This window comes from Cytobacillus sp. T106, from assembly GCF_040492155.1.
Lineage (GTDB): Bacteria > Bacillota > Bacilli > Bacillales > Cytobacillaceae > Bacillus_AB > Bacillus_AB infantis.
On record NZ_JBEUMK010000017.1, the window covers coordinates 51,741 to 71,852 of the forward strand.

Annotated in this window: 15 protein-coding genes; 2 read left to right on the plus strand and 13 right to left on the minus strand. The window is 46.1% G+C overall.

The features are described from left to right. Nucleotides 1–74: 74 nt before the first annotated feature. The 3 genes from araA to ABU165_RS21745 are packed head-to-tail and all read right to left on the minus strand — an operon-like array spanning nt 75 to nt 3,849. On the minus strand, nt 75–1,499 hold the full coding sequence (araA, locus tag ABU165_RS21735; RefSeq protein WP_094767809.1) for an L-arabinose isomerase: 1,425 nt from the start codon (nt 1,497–1,499) through the stop codon (nt 75–77). 39 nt (nt 1,500–1,538) lie between these two features. After that, nucleotides 1,539–2,234: an L-ribulose-5-phosphate 4-epimerase gene (locus tag ABU165_RS21740; protein ID WP_318060938.1), complete on the minus strand. Its 696-nt coding sequence runs from the start codon at nt 2,232–2,234 to the stop codon at nt 1,539–1,541. 13 nt (nt 2,235–2,247) lie between these two features. Further along, nucleotides 2,248–3,849, minus strand: a complete 1,602-nt coding sequence (locus tag ABU165_RS21745) for a xylulokinase (RefSeq protein ID WP_318060937.1) — start codon at nt 3,847–3,849, stop codon at nt 2,248–2,250. A gap of 317 nt (nt 3,850–4,166) precedes the next feature. Between ABU165_RS21745 and ABU165_RS21750 the strand changes: the two genes are divergently transcribed. Next, the gene (locus ABU165_RS21750; protein ID WP_094767806.1) at nt 4,167–5,249 is read left to right on the plus strand and encodes a GntR family transcriptional regulator; all 1,083 of its coding nucleotides are present in this window, start codon (nt 4,167–4,169) and stop codon (nt 5,247–5,249) included. An 88-nt stretch (nt 5,250–5,337) separates the two neighbouring features. Here the strand turns inward: ABU165_RS21750 and ABU165_RS21755 are convergent, their stop codons facing one another. The 10 genes from ABU165_RS21755 to ABU165_RS21800 form a co-directional block, all read right to left on the minus strand. After that, nucleotides 5,338–7,005 carry a glycerol-3-phosphate dehydrogenase/oxidase gene (locus ABU165_RS21755; RefSeq protein WP_318060936.1) on the minus strand — a complete coding sequence of 556 codons (1,668 nt, stop codon included), beginning with the start codon at nt 7,003–7,005 and terminating at the stop codon, nt 5,338–5,340. Between the two features lie 269 nt (nt 7,006–7,274). Continuing rightward, nucleotides 7,275–8,765 (minus strand): glycerol kinase GlpK, encoded by a 1,491-nt coding sequence (gene glpK, locus ABU165_RS21760; RefSeq protein WP_009794678.1) that lies wholly within the window; start codon nt 8,763–8,765, stop codon nt 7,275–7,277. 77 nt (nt 8,766–8,842) lie between these two features. Further along, nucleotides 8,843–10,861: an alpha/beta fold hydrolase gene (locus tag ABU165_RS21765; protein WP_318060935.1), complete on the minus strand. Its 2,019-nt coding sequence runs from the start codon at nt 10,859–10,861 to the stop codon at nt 8,843–8,845. 240 nt (nt 10,862–11,101) lie between these two features. Further along, entirely contained in the window at nt 11,102–11,635 is a 534-nt protein-coding gene (locus ABU165_RS21770; RefSeq protein ID WP_022544619.1) for a glycerol-3-phosphate responsive antiterminator, read from the minus strand. Nucleotides 11,636–11,710: 75 nt separating this feature from the next. Then, nucleotides 11,711–12,418 (minus strand): DNA alkylation repair protein, encoded by a 708-nt coding sequence (locus tag ABU165_RS21775; protein ID WP_009794681.1) that lies wholly within the window; start codon nt 12,416–12,418, stop codon nt 11,711–11,713. A 209-nt stretch (nt 12,419–12,627) separates the two neighbouring features. Then, entirely contained in the window at nt 12,628–12,903 is a 276-nt protein-coding gene (locus tag ABU165_RS21780; RefSeq protein ID WP_022544620.1) for a hypothetical protein, read from the minus strand. A gap of 370 nt (nt 12,904–13,273) precedes the next feature. Next, on the minus strand, nt 13,274–13,645 hold the full coding sequence (locus ABU165_RS21785; protein ID WP_009794683.1) for a Na-translocating system protein MpsC family protein: 372 nt from the start codon (nt 13,643–13,645) through the stop codon (nt 13,274–13,276). Between the two features lie 84 nt (nt 13,646–13,729). Beyond that, nucleotides 13,730–14,209, minus strand: a complete 480-nt coding sequence (locus ABU165_RS21790; protein WP_009794684.1) for a helical membrane plugin domain-containing protein — start codon at nt 14,207–14,209, stop codon at nt 13,730–13,732. Further along, the gene (fdhF, locus tag ABU165_RS21795; RefSeq protein ID WP_009794685.1) at nt 14,209–17,181 is read right to left on the minus strand and encodes a formate dehydrogenase subunit alpha; all 2,973 of its coding nucleotides are present in this window, start codon (nt 17,179–17,181) and stop codon (nt 14,209–14,211) included. The genes ABU165_RS21790 and fdhF overlap by 1 nt, the downstream gene beginning before the upstream one ends. Before the next feature lie 53 nt (nt 17,182–17,234). Beyond that, a complete protein-coding gene (locus ABU165_RS21800) occupies nt 17,235–18,047 on the minus strand; it encodes a formate/nitrite transporter family protein (RefSeq protein ID WP_035402980.1) in 813 nt (270 codons plus the stop codon). Between the two features lie 605 nt (nt 18,048–18,652). On the opposite strand from ABU165_RS21800, the gene ABU165_RS21805 reads away from it, so the two are divergent. Then, entirely contained in the window at nt 18,653–20,095 is a 1,443-nt protein-coding gene (locus ABU165_RS21805; RefSeq protein WP_396349997.1) for a DEAD/DEAH box helicase, read from the plus strand. Nucleotides 20,096–20,112: the final 17 nt, after the last annotated feature.

Here is a 20,112-nt window from a genome sequence, read left to right on the forward strand (position 1 = left end):
GCATCTGTGCCTCATGTTCTTATATATGCTTGATTGTAACTCCCGGGAGGCAGCCTCCCAGGAGAACAAATATATTATTTGATTACGACATAGTCTAAATCAACAAGTTTGGCATAAGAGATAATTTGGTCTGCTGTCAGATTCAAAGAAACAACCGTATGGTGGCCTCCGCCATTTTCAAGCCATGCTTTTACCCCATCCTGGAAGTTTGGCTTCACTTCCCAAAGTACACGGGCAACAGGAAGATTCGGTGCAGGCACTTCCGGCTCGAATGCAGTAACTTCGTTAATCAGGAGCTTAAAATGAGTCCCGAAATCTGCCATTGAAACGACCACACCGTCCCCGGCTTTTCCGTCAAATACCAAACGGGCAGGATCTTCACGATCACCGATGCCCAATGGTGATACGACAATCTTAGGCTTGCTGCTGGCGAGGGAAGGATCTACTTCAAGCATATGCGATTGAAGGATCGATTCCCGGCCGGCTGCCAGCTCATAGGTGTAATCTTCCATAAAACCTGTTGACTGGTTGCGGCTCATGACTTTCAGCAGGCGGTCAAGTGCAGCCGTCTTCCAGTCCCCTTCACCCGCAAAGCCATATCCCTGCGCCATCAAACGCTGAACGGCGAGGCCGGGGAGCTGTTTCATCCCATGTAAATCCTCGAAGTTAGAGGTAAAGGCAGTATAGCCGCCTTCATCAAGGAAGCGCTTAATTGCGATTTCATAGCTTGCTTGCACTTTTACGCTTTTCTCCCAATCTTCCTTGCTATAGCTGCCATAATCAAACTCATATCGGTCCGCGTATTCTTCCATTAAAGCCTGGATCTCTTCGTCCTTAACTTCATTTACATATTGGACTAAATCTCCGATGCCAAAATAATCAACAGTCCATCCAAACTGGATTTGGGCTTCAATCTTGTCCCCTTCAGTTACAGCAACATTGCGCATATTGTCGCCAAAGCGGGCAACCTTGATATGAAAGCTTTCGTTATAAGCAGCCGCCACATCCATCCAATCGGCAATCTGCTGCTGCACCTCAGGGCGCTCCCAGTACCCTGTAACAATTTTGTTTTGCTTCTTCAGCCGGGCATTGATAAACCCATATTCACGATCACCGTGTGCAGATTGATTCAGGTTCATAAAGTCCATATCAATCGTATCCCAAGGAATGCTTTCATTGAATTGCGTTGCCAGATGAAGCAATGGCTTCTGCAGCAATTTCGTGCCGCGGATCCACATTTTTGCTGGTGAGAATGTATGCATCCAGGTAATGACACCGGCTACTTCGTCTCGGTAATTCACTTCTTTCATGATGCTTGTGATTTTATCTGCGCTGACGGCCAAGTCCTGCAACACAAGCAGGTATGGGAGGACACCGCTTTCATTCAATGCATCGGCCATTTTCTGTGCGTTAGCCCTGACTTCTGCCAGCGCTTCTTCTCCATATAGATGCTGTGAACCTACAACAAACCAAAATTCTTTGTTCCCTGCTGTTAGCATAATCATCCTCTTTTCTTCTTTTAATAGATTGATAGAACTCTATTTTTGGCCATAATAAGCATTCTTGCCGTGCTTCCGGAGATAATGCTTATCTAATATCCTCTGCGGCAATGCCTCTGCAAAGTGATTTAACTCCCGGGTAAATAAATTCATTTTTGCCACTTCGTCGAGCACTACACTATTCAATACGGCTGCTTTTGCATCCTTGCCCCATGTAAACGGGCCGTGCCCATGTAGCAGGACGCCAGGGACTGCTAAAATATCCAAACCGCGCTCTTGGAATGTTTCAATGATTACTTTGCCTGTTTCAGCTTCATATCCCCGGTCGATCTCCTCTTGCGTCAAATGGCGGGCACATGGCACGGAACCATAGAATGTGTCGGCATGAGTAGTTCCCATCGCCGGCACATCCAGGCCGGCCTGTGCCCAGATTGTCGCCCAGGTGGAATGGGTGTGCACAATGCCGCCGATCTCCCCATAATGTTTATATAATACGGCATGAGTCGCTGTGTCTGATGAAGGCCGCAGCTCTCCTTCAACAACATTGCCGTTTAAATCCAGGATTACCATGTCACTAGGCTTCATCGTTTCATAATCAACGCCGCTGGGCTTGATGGCAAACAAGCCCGTTTCGCGGTCTATAGCACTGGCATTTCCCCAAGTATGCTTCACAAGCCCATATTTAGGCAGGTCCAGATTTGCTTGATATACCTCTTCTTTCAATTTTTCCAGCATAGCTATGCCTCCCTTAAAGAACCAGATGATCTATAGCGGCCTGCTCAATCATCAGCCCTTTTTTATATCGTTCAAGAAATTCTTCGAACCCTTTTACATCTAATTGGTCAGGATAGATTTCATGTCTCTCAACCTCTTTAAAGACTCTATTATCAAGAAAATCTTCTAAGCTTTCTTCTCCGCCCCTATTCATCATATAAGAAGCAAGGATCGCCATCCCCCATGCACCGCCTTCTCCGGCTGTGGCTGTGACTGATACCGGCGTGTTCATGGCAGCTGCTGCCATTTTTTGCCCGACAAGAGGTGTCTTGAACAGACCGCCATGAGCCAGAATACTATCGATTACGATATGTTCCTTCCGGGTCAGGATATCCATCCCCATTTTCAGCGCACAAAAAGCGGAAAACAAATGCGTCCTCATGAAGTTTGCCAGATTGAAAGTGCTCTCCGGAGAGCGGACAAATAATGGCCTTCCTTGTTCCAGCCCTGTGATATTTTCACCTGAATAGTAGCCATAGCTTAGCAGGCCGCCGCCATCCGCATCTGCCTCTAATGCTTTGTTCAGCATCACTTCAAACAATTTATCTTTATCTGCTTTGTGCCCCATAGCCTCGGAGAATTCACTGAACAGCCCCATCCAGGCATTAAGATCACTGGAGCAATTATTCGCATGAACCATTCCAACAGGGCTGCCGCTTGGGGTTGTGACCAGATCGATTTCCGGATATACCTTTGAAAGTTCTTTTTCTAATACAATCATGGCAAACACGGAAGTTCCCACCGAAACATTCCCGGTGCGTTTCCTCACACTATTGGTCGCGACCATCCCTGTTCCGGCATCGCCTTCCGGGGGACAAACAGGAATACCAGGCTGCAGATTTTGTGATCGGTCGAGAATTTTTGCTCCAATTTCAGTCAGCTGGCCAGCCTGTTCGCCTGCACCCAATACTTTGGGAAGTATGTCCTTCAGTTTCCAGAAGCCTTTGTCCGCAATCAACTCGTCAAACTGCTTTGCCATGGTTTCATTGTAATCCTGCCTGGATTCATCAATTGGGAAGATGCCAGATGCATCCCCGATGCCGATTGCTTTTTCACCAGTAAGCAGCCAATGGATGTATCCAGCCAGAGTGGTCATATAATCGATGCGGTTCAAATGTTTCTCGTCATTCAATATGGCTTGATAAAGATGGGCGATACTCCACCGCTCAGGGATATTGAACTGAAAAATATCGGTCAATTCTTTTGCTGCAGCACCGGTAGTCGAGTTGCGCCAGGTCCGGAATGGGACGAGCAGCTCCCCTGTTTTATCAAAAGCCATATATCCGTGCATCATAGCCGAAAATCCAATTGATCCGATTTTGCGGATGGTGAGGCCGTAATTCCGTTCAACATCCAGCTTCATTTCACTGTAAGCTGCTTGCAGGCCAGTGATGATATCGACTAAGTTGTACGTCCAATATCCATCCTCTAGGCAGTTTTCCCATTCATAACTTCCTGAAGCAATGGTCTCGAAGCTGCCATCAATAAGCACAGCTTTAATGCGTGTGGATCCTAATTCAATTCCAAGTGAAGTGGTCCCCTCAGCAATCGCTTGTACGATTTTTGAATGATTCATGGTCATATTCCCCTTCCCGGGCAGCTTATATATATAAGGAAGTGCTTTATTCTTCTGCCGCACTTCTTTGACAGCGATTTCAAAAATGGCAATCAGTAAGGAAGCGCTTTAATTCGTCTACAAACCCAGTATAATTTTTTGTACGTACATTTGTCAATTATCAAAGCGATTAATACATACAAATTATTTAAGATTCTTGCCTGCAGAAGTGCTGTGCTTATTTTCATTCATCAGAAAGCATGCTAAGATATGTCCATATACAACTCTTCGGCGGCAATGAATTTGTATGTGACCAGCCAGGAAAGAAGTGAAATACTATGAAACCAAAATATCAGGTAATCCTTGATGATATTAAAGATAAAATTCTCTCCGGAGAGTATCGTGTAGGAGAACAGATTCCTACAGAATCAGCTCTCCAGGAAAAATACACCGTCAGCAGGCATACGATACGGAAGGCCATATTGGAGCTGTCAAACGAGGGGTACCTGCGGAGTGAAAAAGGCTCCGGCACCTATGTCAGCAGCCAATTCCAGTCAAAATCGAACCGCAATCATAATAAAACAATCGGCGTTATTACTACCTATATTTCTGACTATATTTTTCCTTCCATCATCCGCGGCATTGAGAAAAGATTGAAGGAGGATAATTACTCGCTTTTGCTGGCCAGTACCAATAATGATGTCGAGCAAGAGAAAAAAGCATTGGAAATGATGCTTTCATACGGAGTGGATGGCCTCATCATTGAACCTACAAAAAGCAATCAATATAACCCCAATATTGCCTACTATCTGTTGTTCAAGGAGCAGGACGTCCCTTTTATCATGATCAATGCTTATTACGAAGAATTAGAAGTCCCCTTCCTTTCCCTTAATGATGTAGAATCCAGCTATCTTGCGGCAAAAGAATTAATATCAAAGGGCCATACACAAATCGGGATTATATCAAAAATGGATGATCTGCAGGGGAAATATCGGATGAAGGGGTATATAAAGGCGCTTCAAGAAGCAAAGATACGATTCCGGCCGGAGCATGTTCTTACGTTTACAACAGAGACAAAGCTGGATTTATACTCAAATTTAAAAACCTTCCTGGACGAAAATAGAGATATTTTATCAGCAGTTGTATGCTATAACGATGAAGTAGGATTAGAAGTGGCAAATGTGTGCAGACAACTTTCCATTTCCATTCCAGATGAGCTGTCCATCATCGGCCAGGATAATTCCTATATCGCCCAAAATGCGAATATTAAACTGACAACCTTGACGCATCCACAAGAACAGATGGGGCGGGATGCAGCGGATTGGGTGATCAAGAAATTACAGGGGAAAAAAGATTTGCCAAACGAAACCTATTATCAGCCTGTGCTGATTGAAGGGGAAACAGTCGAAGAATTGAAGTAAGCCGTTCTGCCCCGTGATATAAGCACTTAATCAAAAAGGGCCAGACCCATCTTTGGATAAGATGGGTCTGGCCCTTTTTATTTTCTATTTAAAATTCTTCCTTTTCAATTGGATGTGAGGCCTCATAAATCAGTATATCCAGCTCTTCTGTGTAAGCTGCTGCCTGTTCCTCTGACCAGCTGAATTCTTTTTTCATGAACATGATCACAGCATCCTTATGTTCCCGGACCCACCCGATGTCAAAGAAGAGGGCCCCTGTCCTTCTGATGAAGAAGTCGACAGGCTTGTAGGCCATTTCGTAGTCAATGCTGTATCTTAAGCCCGCGTAGACGACTGGATCAAGATTTTCTGCCAAAGCCTTTTCTTTGCCGTTTTTATAGATTTCAAAGACGATGTCCACGTTGGAGCCATAGCGCTGAACAAGCTTCCTTGCTGCTTCTTCGGTCAAGCCCAGCTCTTTTCCTTCGCTCACTTTGTTTGTCATAAATGACTTAAATCCTTCAGAACCGCCCACATCGCCGCCGGATATTGGCAGGTGCATCGTGGCTGTTTTAGGATAGTCTGCTTCATCTTCCTCACCCAGCTGCTTTGCCACTAGATCGACGATGCTTTCCGCCATTTTCCGGTAGCCTGTCAGTTTGCCGCCGGCGATGGAAATGAATCCGGAATGCGACACAAAGATTTCGTCCTTGCGCGAGATTTCAGAAGGTGATTTCCCGTCTTCATGAATCAGCGGCCTTAGTCCGGACCAGCTTGATTCCACATCATCGGCCGTGATCTTCACATCAGGGAACATGAAGTCAATCGCACCAAGGACATAATCCCGGTCTGCCACCGTCATTCTTGGATGGGCAATATTCCCTTTGTAGACCGTATCTGTGGTGCCTACATAAGTCTTGCCTTCACGCGGGATGGCAAAGACCATGCGGCCGTCAGGCGTGTCAAAGTACACGGCCTGTTTCAGCGGAAATCTTTTGCCGTCGAATACAAGATGGATCCCCTTCGTCAGCTGCAGCGATTTGCCTTTTTTGCTATGGTCAATTTCCCTCAGTGTGTCTACCCATGGGCCTGCTGCATTGACGATTTTCTTTGCCCGGATTTCCTGTACCGTTCCATCGGTCAGATCTTTCGCTTCCACACCTGCCACTGCACTGTTTTCATAGACAAGATCAGTGACTTTCATATAATTGAGTGCAAGCGCCCCTTTTTCAACCGCTTTTTTCATGACTTCAAGAGTCAGGCGGGCATCATCTGTTTTATATTCAACATAATAACCTGCGCCATTCATCCCCTCGCGCTTTAACAGCGGTTCCCGCTTCAGGGCTTCTTCCGGCTTCATCATTATTCTTCTTTCGTCCTTTTTGACACCGGCAAGGAAGTCATATACCCTCAGGCCGATATTCGTTGTGAATGGTCCGAAAGTGCCTCCCTTATAGAACGGAAGCAGCATCCATTCCGGTGTGGTGACATGCGGCCCGTTCTCATACACAATGGCCCGCTCTTTGCCGACTTCTGCGACAACCCCAATTTCAAATTGCTTCAAGTAGCGCAGTCCGCCGTGGACAAGCTTTGTGCTTCTGCTGGATGTACCGGCAGCAAAGTCCTGCATTTCAACGACAGCCACCTTCATCCCTCTCAGGGCGGCATCCAGCGCGATTCCAGCGCCTGTAATCCCGCCGCCGATGACAAGAAGGTCCAATGGCCCCTTCTGTATTTTTCCCTTTATATCATGTCTTTGTAAGTTGGTGAATTTCATCAAATCAGTCCCTTCAGGATCATCATATTCATGTTTCAGCCCGGCTCCAGCCTATGAGGAGCTGTCTTGTTTTTTAAGCTCTATAAGTCCCATACCCGAAAAACAAAAAAAGAGACCACAAATCAGCCCTGCTTTTCGTTGCCGAAAAATAGAGCGATGTGGTCTCTCGAGTTCTCCATCCAAATATATTAACTTGTTTTTAGTATACCATGATAAAGCTGAAAATTAAAGCATTCCAATCGTTTTGTGGAACATTATGGAAATTTACTTCATTTATACTCACGGGTGGCCGCCACAGCTTTTTTCCAGCCTTTATAGAGTTCTTCGCGCGTCTCTTCGGCCATTTCTGCTGTGAAAGTGCGGTCCTTTTTCCAGTGTGCTGTGATTTCCTCTTTTTTGGACCAGTAGCCTACAGCCAGGCCGGCTAGGAAAGCAGCCCCCAGTGCGGTCGTTTCATTGACAACCGGGCGGTCTACAGGGGCGCCGAGGATGTCGCTCTGGAATTGCATCAGGAAGTTATTTTTGACCACACCGCCGTCTACCCGCAGGGATTTCACCTCTGTACCGGAATCTGCAGCCATGCTGTCCAGCACATCTCTTGTCTGATAGGCGAGCGATTCCAGGGTCGCCCGGATAAAATGCTCTTTTGTCGTCCCCCTGGTCAGGCCGAAAACCGCACCGCGGGCATCGCTGTCCCAATACGGTGTCCCCAGTCCGACAAAGGCAGGGACCACATAGACGCCTTCTGTAGAATCGACCCTCAGTGCATACTGCTCGCTGGCTGAAGCACTGTCGATCATCCTCATGCCGTCGCGCAGCCATTGGATGGCCGACCCCGCTACAAAGATGCTGCCTTCAAGTGCATATTCAACTTTCCCATCCACGCCCCATGCAAGCGTCGTAAGCAGCCCATGGCTCGATTTAACAGGTTCTTCACCGGTATTCATCAGCATAAAGCAGCCGGTTCCGTAAGTGTTCTTCGCCATCCCTTTTTCAAAACAGGCCTGGCCGAACAGAGCGGCCTGCTGATCGCCGGCGATGCCCGCAATCGGGACATTATGCCCGAAGAAGTGATAGTCCACTGTATGGGCATACACTTCAGAAGATGGGCGGACTTCAGGAAGCATGCTTTTTGGTACAGTCAGGATGTCAAGAAGCTCTTCATCCCACTTCAAATCATAAATATTGTACATCAAGGTCCGGGAGGCATTGGAATAATCAGTCACATGAACCTTCCCCCCGGAAAGCTTATATACCAGCCAAGTATCAATGGTGCCAAACAGCAGATCGCCGTTTTCTGCCTTCTCTCTTGCACCTTCCACATGATCAAGAATCCACTTTACTTTTGTACCTGAAAAATAAGGGTCCAGAAGAAGACCGGTTTTACTATTGAACAGATCATTATATCCCTGCTCCCGCAGGTCGCGGCAAATAGGCTCTGTCTGACGGGACTGCCAGACGATGGCATGGTAAACAGGCTTCCCCGTGTGCTTATCCCAGACAACCGCGGTTTCACGCTGATTCGTGATGCCGATGCCCGCTATTTCCTCCGGTCCCACATCAGCCTTCCGCAGGACGGATGCCATACAGGCAAGGATCGAGGTCCAGATTTCGCTGGCATCATGCTCAACCCACCCTGGCTTTGGAAAAAATTGCTCAAATTCCTGCTGAGCCGTTTCCACAATCTCACCGTTTTTATCGAATAATATGGCACGGGAACTGGTTGTGCCCTGATCAAGTGCCAAGATGTATTTCCCCATAGATATTCCTCCCTCCGCTTGATAAAAAAGAGCGGGGGGCAGATAGGCCCCTTGCTCTCTATATATTTTGCAGACTATTAAAAGATCGTGTAAAGCGCTGTGTTTGCCAGTGTAGTCAGTGTCATCAGCAAAGTATTGATGAAGGCGCCCACATAGACATTTCCTGTTTTCCTATAGAAGTAGCGGTTAAACAGCGCCGCTACGAGAAGGGCTGGCACCAGGCCAATTACAATGATGGAAGAAAGCGATTCGCCCGGATAGCCGGCCGTTCCAGTCGTAAACAACAGGCCGTAATGGTAGGCCAGGTAAAGAACAAGCCCGCCGATGAAATGGAAGACAGAAATGAGATAGCCTTTCCATCCATTATACTTCACATTCGCTGTATTCATGTTGACGGACAGGCCGACAACAAAGTAGTAGATCAGGAATAATGGTGCATATTTCAGCAGTGCTGCCAGATGCTGGCCTTCGAATGTTTTTACAGCGAATGTCCAAATGCGGAAGTCTACCTGGAAAAGGGCATCCATCAGATAAAGAACCCCGTAGCCGATCGCAACAGCCCCAATGGCAGTGACAAGCGAAGCAATAACTGACTTGACGCTTGCTTTCACGCCATAATTCTTAATCGCAGCACCTTCAGGTTTTTTCGCAACATAATGGTAGCCGACCATCATCATCAGTGTGATGATTGCCACATTGATTGCCCAATACAGAACTGGATTCACAGTCGGGGCGCCAAAAAGCTCTGTTGTGGCAAGCATTTTATCCTGCAGCCTTAGATAGATATATTGAATCACACTTAGAACGAGCATGATAGCAGAAACTGTCTTGATGCTGCGCTCTGATTTTTTCACAAAAGAAGAAATCAGGACAATGGCAGACAGGGCAATGAAAATCATACTGATCTGTCTTAGTAATCTCATTCCGTAGACATCTCCTCCATATAGTGCGGAGAAGAATAAGGCAGGGAAAAGCCCCCCGACTACGATCAGGATCAAACCTGCCAGCTTCGCGCCGTTTGTCTTTGGAGCAGGAAGCGGCTCTGGCCTGCCGGTATAGATGCTGTTAAGGAACGGCAGCCTTGATAATAAGGACACAACTGGCACAAACAGCAGGAAGAATCCGATCAGGGCGACAAAAGAGAACCACTCTTTAAACATCCATGTCTGCCCATCACTATCCACTGTTAATGAACCATTATAGCCGGCAAATGCCCTATCATAAAAATCGATGGCATCTCCTGTAGACGTTTTGGAGAAATGATTCCAAGGATGTGTCTCATTTGGCTGATAAATGATTCTTTCTCCGCCGTTCACCTTATACACTTTCCCAGCCTCAGGCTTTTCCGGGTTGCCCAGGAAGCTCATGCCTTCTTCTGTTGCAGCATAGTTTTTCTTCACTACAGGCGTACCGGCAGCTGCTGCTTCTGCATCAAAAAAGAATTCATCATACTGTCCGGCAATTTTTCCGGAAGGCCTGGGCCCATAAGAGTTGTTGATATCTTCTATAGTATAGCCGAGAGACTTCAGCCATTGATAGTCAGACCCCATTGTAAGGGAGCTGTAGATTTTCCTGATGCCGCTTTCCTGGAAATCCACTTCATCCAGCATGACGGCATGGGTGGAAGAGAAACCGCCCATACTGTGGCCGGAAACTGCAATGATGCCATTGCCGTTTTCATCTTTCAGGACATAATCCTGATCATACATATACTGGACAGCATCATAGATCGCATGCGGCCAGAAGGAGAAGAATGGAACCGGCTTTTCCATTGTGCCTGTTGAATGGCCATGGTCATACTGATCCAAGGCGAGGACTACGTAACCTCTCTTTGACATTTCGATAGCCTGTGCATCCTGCATTTCTGCAGAGTTCAGGTAGCCGTGCGTAGCCACGATGGCTGGCCTTGCTTCCTGATCTGCACCATCCGGCTTATACAGAAGACCTGAAAGCTCCCCTCTTGGTGTATCAAAATAAATGCGTGAGACATCCACATCCCCGCTCGAGCTATTAAACTGGGAAGCACCAAAGCTTCCAGCAAGAATTAACAGCAAAGAAATCACTAATAAGACGACCGGCTTCTTTACTCTATTCATCTCATATCCCCCTTTTAACCTATTGATATTCAAGATATATTGCCTAAATAACCAGATCGGAAAGACAAAAAAGACACATTAAACACCCCTGAATCTTGAATTCAAGGCATTTAATGTGTCTCCTCATCTCGTCACGGGTTATTAACTTATCCCTAGTGTAAATTCAAATGAAAACGTTGTCAACATAATTCGACAATTTTCTGAACAATGTTCTATTTTAAAATAAGGAAAAAGGCCCTGTCACCATAAATCCCGATTGGAGGTGGTGACGGCAGATGCTCCGTTATTCAAAGCACTTTGTATATCCTCTTCGGTACGGATGAGTCCCCCTGCAATCAGCGGAATATCTGTTTTCTCATGAATTTCTTCCATGATGCCCGGGATGATGCCGGGCAGAACCTCGATATAATCCGGTTTGACTTTGCGGCTGATCCTGACATTATGCTCCAGTACATGGCTGTCCAGTGCAAACAGTCTTTGAATCGCAATGACATTGTGCTTTTTCGCCAAAGAAATGACATTAACCCTGGTAGAGACGATGCCGTCCACCTTCACGTTATTGATCAGATATTCAATCCCATACTCGTCCACCTTCAGCCCTTGAACGAGATCCGCATGCACAAACACCTTCTTCCCGCTCTGCTTCGCATACTTGACCACACTTTCGATCTGCGACAGGCGCGTCTCCAGAAGAATGATATGCTCATGATCCCTCTTCAATACATGCTCAAAATCTTTCATATTTCGAATAGCCGGGATTATGCCAGTAAACAATAGATCACATCCAGTTTATGTTAGTAGAAGTCTGTTAGGTACATTCTGCGGGTTTGGGCAGGATTTAGCAATAGCCTAACACCTGACATATCTCCTCTTAAAGCCAAGCCGTCCTCTATCTACTTCTTTCTGCAGATTTTCGTATGGATTCAGCAGACTGTTCTTTTTATTTTCCCGCTTCATTTCTACCACACCAACTTCCTGTGCGGTCCCGAGCGCCTTTTCATGCTGCGGCAAATAGGAAAGCCCGACAGTGTATATGAAGTTGCTCATAGAAGATTTCGTTCTTTCCGGCGCGTCATGGATCGACTTTTTCGCAAGATCAAGCATACTGGAGATCTTCTCTTCCTCAAATTCATGGTCCTTCCGGTTCCCCAGCAGCCAGCAGTAGCAGCTCCAGCCTGCAGACATCTTCAGCTCGTCACCGCTGGCAATCCATTTGTCTGCAACCTCCTGAGCGATCTCTGACTCTGACAAAGTGACTGCCACTACATAGTCTGAGATCATATAAAAATACGCAGAATCGATCCAGCGGTCATAATCAGCCTCCATCATACCATTCGGATCTGCAATGATGCCGGCAAAATACATGGCATCATAGTTTCCTGTCGAGTAGAGTTCTTCGGCTAATTTCTGATCGATCTTTATTTTCTTCGCCATCGGCTTCATAGCCCCAGTCGCGACTCCAAAGAGAGGCTCATGGGCGCCATTGGACAGGTATATTTTCTTTGTCCGTTCCTTGCCGAGGGCTTCAAGCTCCTGCATGACTGTTTCGAAATCCATCTTCCGCACTTCCTTCCATGAGCTATTTATTTATAGCTCTATTTTATCATTCCTGCACAGCTTATAATCCGGGTAAAAATAAAATACGAGGCAAAACCTCTCCCTTACTGGCAGGCTTTACCTCGTTCCTATTTATTAAACCTTTGACCTTGTTAATCGGGCAGCAGCCTGCATGAACGGCCTTTATCCCGGTTCAATGGAGTTGCTCTTCAAATGATGATCATCAGCAGTCCAAAACCGATAATCCAGATCATCGGAACAGAATTAAAGATGATGGCAAGCCTTTTATTGCGCCCGCGAAGCACCCAGCCCAGAATGGAACACACAATAACAGCCACAGGATACAGCCCGATGCCTATGACAAACGCACTGTTTCCAAGGGCGATCCCACTGTCAAAACTCATAAATGACAAGCCCCAGATAGGAAACCAGGGAATAAGGCAAATAACATAAATGAGCTGGCTGATGATCAGAAATATCTTCATTATGTTCCCCCTTGCAGCGGCTATGCGCATGTCCGCAGTATGATCTGTGCTATATAAATCAGCCTATTCCTCGTGAGGATTTCTTAGCACTAAAAACCAGCCATTCCATTCTACTAGCTTAATGGGCATTTGCCTATAATAAAGAAAATTAAAGCAGTACCTTCTTCAATCCCAAAAAAAGCACAATAAAAAGAGGCTTCCCGATTGTCCAATCAACATTTGGAAAGCCTCTAAGCTTTATAATTTCTTTTAATTGTCATTCATAAACCTCTGCAGAAAATCGATTATCTCTCTCATTGTAAGAACGCTGAGATGCCATTCATGAATCGTCTAATTCACAAGCTGGTATGACGCCGCAAATGAACAGAATTCAAAGCTGTTTCCCCTGTTTCCCCTCAATCGGCCGATCAAAGACAAATACAGTCATGGCGATATCTTCTTTAATATTAATATCGGAAAACAGCCTGATCACTCTGGCGTCCATCAGGTTTTCAAATTTTAATTGGACTTCCGGCTTTTTGTAGATTTCTTTTACAAATCTTGTTCTCGTTTCATGGACCATATCTTCCCCTTGTGCCGAAGTGATCATGAACTTTTCCACATTGGTCAGATTCCCTCTCATTTCACTGACAGCCCAGGAGCCAATGAACTTGGTGGTTATTTCTTTAGGCCCATTTCCAACGTATTCTTTTCGGATTTCACGGACAAGCATACTGAATTGATGCTCCAGATTCTTTGCCATGATCTGTCCCTCCTATTGATACACATAGTTTGTTATAAAAAAGGAAACCCATTCATTATAAAATGAATGGGCCAGGATTCAGGCTTATTCTTTTAAGCCTTCCCCCATACCTTTTAATAGATTGAATCCAAATCCGAGCACACGGTTGATGTCAGGATCTTTTAAGGCCTTCATTAAGTCAAAAATCCCGATTTTGCTATCCTCTTTTAATCCCTGCTCAGCCTTTTTCATTCCTGCTATCAAGCTTTTTGACAGCTTGGCTGTTGTCTCTGGATCAAGCTGGGTGAGGATGCCTCCTGCTGCCATTGCGTTATTGATCATGTTTGTGACAGGCTCGCGTGTGAGCTGGCCGATGGCAGCATGTGCAGCATGCTCTTTTGCTTTCAGAAGGCTTCCGGCAGCATCCAGTATCCCGCTGTCATGCAATTCCTGCAAGAGAGCCAATGTCTCAAGCAGGGAATCTTTATTTTCCGCAATCCCGGAGAGAAGATTCTCCAGGGATTGCTGCTTCAATTGTTCTTCTGTCAGTTCTGTCTTTTGAATGATGCTAATCGGTTTTGCCATCAGGCATTCCTCCTGTCATAGGTACCAGGGAAGACATGTTCGTTGACAGTGCTGAGCGGTACATAATCACCGCGTTCCCACTTGCGGTAGATTTCAAGACCCATTTGCGGTGTGCGTGTCGCATAGCGGGGATTGTACTTCGGAAGAGGATTCTCTCCATTCAGCTGGAGGATCTCCATCCGCACCTTCACTTGCTTGTAAGCAGGTGTATGTGTCACAACGTCAACCGCACCGCCAGTCAGGAGGTTGACCGCACTTTCATGGCTTGAAGAGTGCATTGGCACATAGACCGTTTTTCCAACAACGCGATCGGTTACAAGGACAGGCAGCTTGATCGCACCATATGGCGAGATCAGGCGTACTATCGAGCCTTCTTCTACGCCGCGTTCTTTTGCAAGTTCAGGCGATACTTCAACGAACACTTTAGGGAATTTGTAGTTCAGTCCCTCTGATTTATGAGTCATGTTTCCTTCATGGAAATGTTCGAGCAGTCGTCCATTATCCAGTGATAGATCGAACTCATCCGGGAATACAGCAGGCGGTACATAGTCAAACAATCCGAAGCGTGCTTTTTTATCAGGGAAGTTAAAGCCGTCCTGGAAAAGAAGCGGTGTGTTCGATCCATCCTGAGATCCCCAGTGGAAGCTGTTCCAGCCTTCAAGAACATCATAGCTGCACTGGCTGAAGAATGGAGTCAGGCTTGCCATTTCGTCAAAAATCTCGCTTGGGTGAGAGTAGTTCCAGTCATAGCCCATCTTTTTAGCCAGCTGAGTAAGGATCCACCAGTCCGGTTTGCTGTTGCCCATAGGCTCTAATGCTTTGTATAGACGCTGAACGCGGCGTTCAGTATTTGTAAATGTCCCATCTTTTTCAAGAGAAGGAGCACCCGGCAGTATCACATCAGCGAATTGGGCTGTTGTTGTCAGGAAGATTTCCTGCACCACAAGGAAGTCCAGCTTCGCAAGCATTGCCTGTGTATGGTTAGAGTCAGCATCAACCCATGCCATATCCTCACCGGCAACAAACATTGCCTTCAGATTGCCTTTATCCACTTCACCGAGCATTTCAATATTATCAAGCCCTGGATTTTCAGGCAGTTCCACGCCCCAGGCTTTCTCGAATTTCTCACGTAATTCTTTATTTGTCACAGACTGATAGCCAGGGAAAATATTAGGCATCGTTCCCATATCGGCAGCACCCTGTACGTTATTATGTCCGCGCAATGGATAGGCACCAGCATTCGGACGCATCATGTTTCCAGTTGCCAGAAGAAGGTTCGCAATGGCAACAGAAGTGTGGGAGCCGGCGATATTCTGTGTTACACCCATTCCCCAGCAGACGACTGTTCCATCTGCGTCACGGATCATTTCAGCCATTTCTTTTAATGTTGCAACAGAAATGCCTGTAATGCTTTCAGCTTCTTCAAGTGTATAAGACTCGATCATGCTCAAGAACTCATCATACTGATTCACATGTTCTGTGATGAATTTCGCATCATGCCAGCCTTGGTCAATCATATACTTTGTGACAGCGGAAAGCCATACAAAGTCAGTACCCTGCTTTGGACGTACAAACAAGTCGGCACGGTCACCCATTTCATGCCTGCGCACATCCACTGTGATCAGTTTCTGGCCATGTAGCTTCTGCGCACGCTTGATGCGTGTCGCAAGGACCGGATGTCCTTCTGCCGGAGCACAGCCTACCAGGATGACAAGCCCTGCACCTGCAATATCCTGGATCGTTCCAGAGTCGCCGCCGATGCCTCCTGTCTGCTGCAGTCCCCATGACGCAGGTGACTGGCAGTAGCGGGAACAGTTATCGACATTATGTGTGCCGAACACCTGGCGGGCCATCTTCTGAATCAGATAGTTTTCTTCATTTGTGATCTTAGATGAAGAAATGAAACCTAATGCATCGCTTCCGTAAGTATCTTTGATTTCTCCGAGGTTTTTGGCCACAACAGAAAGAGCTTCATCCCAGCTCGCTTCCACAAACACATCGCCTTTACGGATCAATGGTGAAGTGATACGTTCCTGGGAATTGACAAAGTCCCAGCCAAACTTGCCTTTTACACAAGTAGAAACGCTGTTGACCGGCGCATTCTCTGATGGTTCAATTTTAAGGATTTCACGGTCTTTTGTCCAAACTTCAAATGAACAGCCGACACCGCAGAAAGTACAAACCGTTTTTGTTTTCTCGATCTTTGTTTCACGCATGGCTGCTTCTACTTCTGAAACGGCCATGATTGTTTGATAATCCGGCTCAACTGCTTTTACAAGGTCGATCATAGGAGTAAGCAGGTCATCAGACATGCTTGTCATGAAGCCAGCGTTTCCAAGCATTGATTTTTCCATCAATGCGTTACAAGGACAAACAGATACACATTGTCCGCAGGAAACACAAGAGGATTCATTGATGCTTTTTCCTCCGTCCCATAATACGCGCGGCTGCCCTGTTTCCCAATCAATGGTCAGCGTTTCATTTACCTGAAGATCCTGGCATGTTTCCACACAGCGGCCGCACAGAATACATTGGTCAGGGTCATAGCGGTAAAACGGATGAGACATATCGACTTCATAGCCCTTAGAACGATGCGGACGCGTCTGGTGCTCAATCCCCATCATTTCTGCTGTGTTATGTACACGGCAGTTGCCATTGTTATTGTCACATACAGTGCAGTACAGCAGATGGTTTTCTAAAATACGGTCCATTGCTTCCTCTTGGGCGCCTTTGGCGATTTCAGACGAGGTGGCAATGTCCATGCCGTCTTCCACAACTGTAGAGCATGCACGCATCAGATTGCCATTCACTTCACACATACAAGTATCACAGCTCTGTACCGGTCCAAGAACCTCGGAATAGCATATATGCGGATGTTCGATTTCCTGCTGCATGAGATAATCTAAAATACGAGTTCCTTCTTCAACCTGGTGTGCTGTTCCGTTGATCAGAACATTCACTTTTTCCCCCACGGTAAAGCCTCCTTAGTAAAAAAACAAATCTATCCAAAAAACAAGAGTAATTATCAGCTGGCTTTCTTAATACTTGATTTTGCTCTCATAGATGATTGAAGAGAATCTTTATGAACCATCCAGTAAGCCAATGCTACGAAGACTCCTCCGCCAATGGCATTTCCAATGGCAACCGGTACAAAGTTTGCAGCATAATCAGCCCATGTGAAGCTCCCTGCAAAGATGGCTGCAGGAATGATAAACATATTGGCTACAACGTGCTGGAAGCCGATGGCAACAAATGCCATGATCGGGAACCAGATCGCAAGAATCTTACCGCCGATATCATCAGCTCCGAAAGCAAGCCAGATGCCTAAACAAACGAGCCAGTTACAGCCAACAGCGGATATTAGAGTCGGCCAGAATGCCTGATCTATTTTTGCTCCCGCAACTGCTATAGTTTTAGTCAGGAATGCACCTGTTTCCGTCATTCCAACAACATGTCCAAAGAAATAAGCTACAAAGATTGAACCAATAAAATTACTAACCAAAACCAGCAGCCAATTCCTGCCCAGCTGCTTAAACGTCGCGCGCTTCGCCATCACAGCCAGCGGCAGTGCCATCATATTGCCTGTCAGCAATTCTCCGCCAGCAATAATGATCAGCATCAACCCTACCGGGAACACGGCTCCGCCAATAAGCGAGCTGAAAGTGCCCCATTCATGCGGCAGGTCAGCAACAACCCGGATATATAATAAGAAACCTAAAGAAATAAAAGCTCCACCTAAAAATCCTAAAATGAGTGTGTGCGCCGGCCGCATGGTAGCCTTCTTCACCCCAGCTTCAACCGCCATTTCGGCGATCTGCTGTGAACTATGAAATGCCATATTTCTTCCCCCAATTATTGTCTTTATGGTCCACAATACATAAGGCATAAGGCTGCCTCTTAGGACCATCTCTCTAGAACCAGCCTGCCATATTAAAGGGCATATGAACGAGAACACAAAAAAAGCCCACTATAAAAAGGCCCCATGCATTTGCATGTACCGTTTTACAGTGGGCTGAAAGCTTAGCATTATGTAATACCAGCAAACCTTCCCGCTTCATACGAAATGAAAGAACAGGATGTACAGTCAATGTTAATTAACTAACATCAATGAACGTTTCATCCTCTATAACTTTTTAATTCTATCATAGATTCTTCGATTTGCGAATAGTTCTTGAACTTTTTTACAGGGGATACTGTCTATAAAGTATCTTTAAGTAAACGTTGACTCTTTTTGTTCCTCTATTCGTTGTTGTGTTCCTAATGAGGGCTGATGGTATCCGCTCCAGACACTTCGCTTTCCGCGGGGCGGAGTTGAGGGGGCTGGACTCTTATATCTTGTCCAGCAATTTTCAAGTATAATGAACCATATCTGATCATGCATACAATACTTCTTAAAGAGAATTCTATCCATATGACGAAAAAACAAAAAAACGGGGTTAAATAATGAGTAAAAGTTTTGCGGATTATCATTTAAGCGAAGAAATACAAAGGGCACTGGGTGTGTTAAAATACGAATCTCCAACAGAGGTACAAAGCAAGGTCATTCCATTGGCGATGGAAAAGCAGGATCTTGTGGTGAAGGCTCAAACCGGAAGCGGGAAGACCGCCTCCTTCGGTATTCCTGTCTGCGATATGGTTGAATGGGAAGAAAAAAGCCCGCAGGCTTTGATCCTTACCCCAACAAGGGAGCTCGCCGTTCAGGTTCGTGAAGATATTACGAATATCGGCCGTTTCAAACGCATCAAAGCAGCGGCCGTCTACGGAAAAGAACCTTTTACAAAGCAAAAGGAAGAATTGAAGCAGAAAACGCATGTGGTCGTTGGGACGCCTGGACGGGTTATGGACCATATCGACCGGGAAACGCTCGTCCTGGATCGAATACAGTATCTGATCATCGATGAAGCGGATGAGATGCTTAATAGAGGGTTCATCGATGAAGTGGAAGCCATCATTAAAGAGCTTCCTTCAGACCGGGTGACCATGGTTTTTTCTGCTACCCTGCCTAAAGATGTTGAAGCTCTTTGCCACGAATATATGAAAGACCCTGTTCACGTTGAGATTGAATCAACCGGGGTAACCGCTGAGACGATCGAACATCTCCTAATGGAAGTGAAGCAGGAAGATAAGATTTCGCTCCTTAAAGACATCACAGTTACAGAAAATCCTGACAGCTGCCTCATATTCTGCCGGACTAAAGAACATGTTGATACAGTGTACACTGAACTGGATGGTGCTGGATATTCCTGTGAGAGGCTCCATGGCGGACTGGAGCAGGAAAACCGGTTTGCGGTTATGGAAGGCTTTAAAATGGGGAACTACCGCTATCTTGTGGCCACCGATGTAGCTGCCAGAGGGATTGATATTGATAATGTGAGCCTTGTCATTAACTATGATGTCCCAATGGAAAAAGAAAGCTATGTGCACCGGACCGGAAGAACCGGCCGCGCCGGAAACAAAGGCAAAGCCATTACGTTTGCCACACCTTTTGAAGAAAAATTCCTTAAAGCGATTGAAAGATACATCGGCTTTGAGATTCCTGTCATAGAAGCACCAAGCCAGCAGGATGTAGCTGCCGGAAAAGCTGCCTTCGAAGAAAAAATCAGCGGCAGGCGGGTCGTCAGAAATAATAAAACAGCCCGAATCAACCAGGATATCATGAAGCTCCACTTTACCGGCGGTAAAAAGAAGAAAATCCGTGCCGTTGATTTTGTCGGAACCATCGCCAAAATCCCTGGAGTCACAGCAGATGATATCGGTATTATTACCATCCATGATCAAATGTCATATGTTGATATTCTGAATGGGAAAGGATCGCTGGTTCTGCAGGCTATGGAGAATGCCACGGTTAAGGGGAAGAAATTGAAGGTCAGTAAGGCGATTAAGTAAGAGCCACGGGGACAGAC

Bases quoted from the DNA above. Each gene is read 5' to 3' on its own strand.
- ABU165_RS21780 (WP_022544620.1), bottom strand. From the start codon at position 12,903: ATGAAGATATTTCTGATCATCAGCCAGCTCATTTATGTTATTTGCCTT.
- ABU165_RS21785 (WP_009794683.1), bottom strand. From the start codon at position 13,645: ATGGCAAAGAATCTGGAGCATCAATTCAGTATGCTTGTCCGTGAAATC.
- ABU165_RS21740 (WP_318060938.1), bottom strand. From the start codon at position 2,234: ATGCTGGAAAAATTGAAAGAAGAGGTATATCAAGCAAATCTGGACCTG.
- ABU165_RS21805 (WP_396349997.1), top strand. From the start codon at position 18,653: ATGAGTAAAAGTTTTGCGGATTATCATTTAAGCGAAGAAATACAAAGG.
- ABU165_RS21765 (WP_318060935.1), bottom strand. From the start codon at position 10,861: ATGAATAGAGTAAAGAAGCCGGTCGTCTTATTAGTGATTTCTTTGCTG.
- glpK (WP_009794678.1), bottom strand. From the start codon at position 8,765: ATGGGGAAATACATCTTGGCACTTGATCAGGGCACAACCAGTTCCCGT.
- ABU165_RS21790 (WP_009794684.1), bottom strand. From the start codon at position 14,209: ATGGCAAAACCGATTAGCATCATTCAAAAGACAGAACTGACAGAAGAA.
- ABU165_RS21745 (WP_318060937.1), bottom strand. From the start codon at position 3,849: ATGAATCATTCAAAAATCGTACAAGCGATTGCTGAGGGGACCACTTCA.
- ABU165_RS21755 (WP_318060936.1), bottom strand. From the start codon at position 7,005: ATGAAATTCACCAACTTACAAAGACATGATATAAAGGGAAAAATACAG.
- ABU165_RS21800 (WP_035402980.1), bottom strand. From the start codon at position 18,047: ATGGCATTTCATAGTTCACAGCAGATCGCCGAAATGGCGGTTGAAGCT.
- ABU165_RS21775 (WP_009794681.1), bottom strand. From the start codon at position 12,418: ATGGATTTCGAAACAGTCATGCAGGAGCTTGAAGCCCTCGGCAAGGAA.
- araA (WP_094767809.1), bottom strand. From the start codon at position 1,499: ATGCTAACAGCAGGGAACAAAGAATTTTGGTTTGTTGTAGGTTCACAG.
- ABU165_RS21750 (WP_094767806.1), top strand. From the start codon at position 4,167: ATGAAACCAAAATATCAGGTAATCCTTGATGATATTAAAGATAAAATT.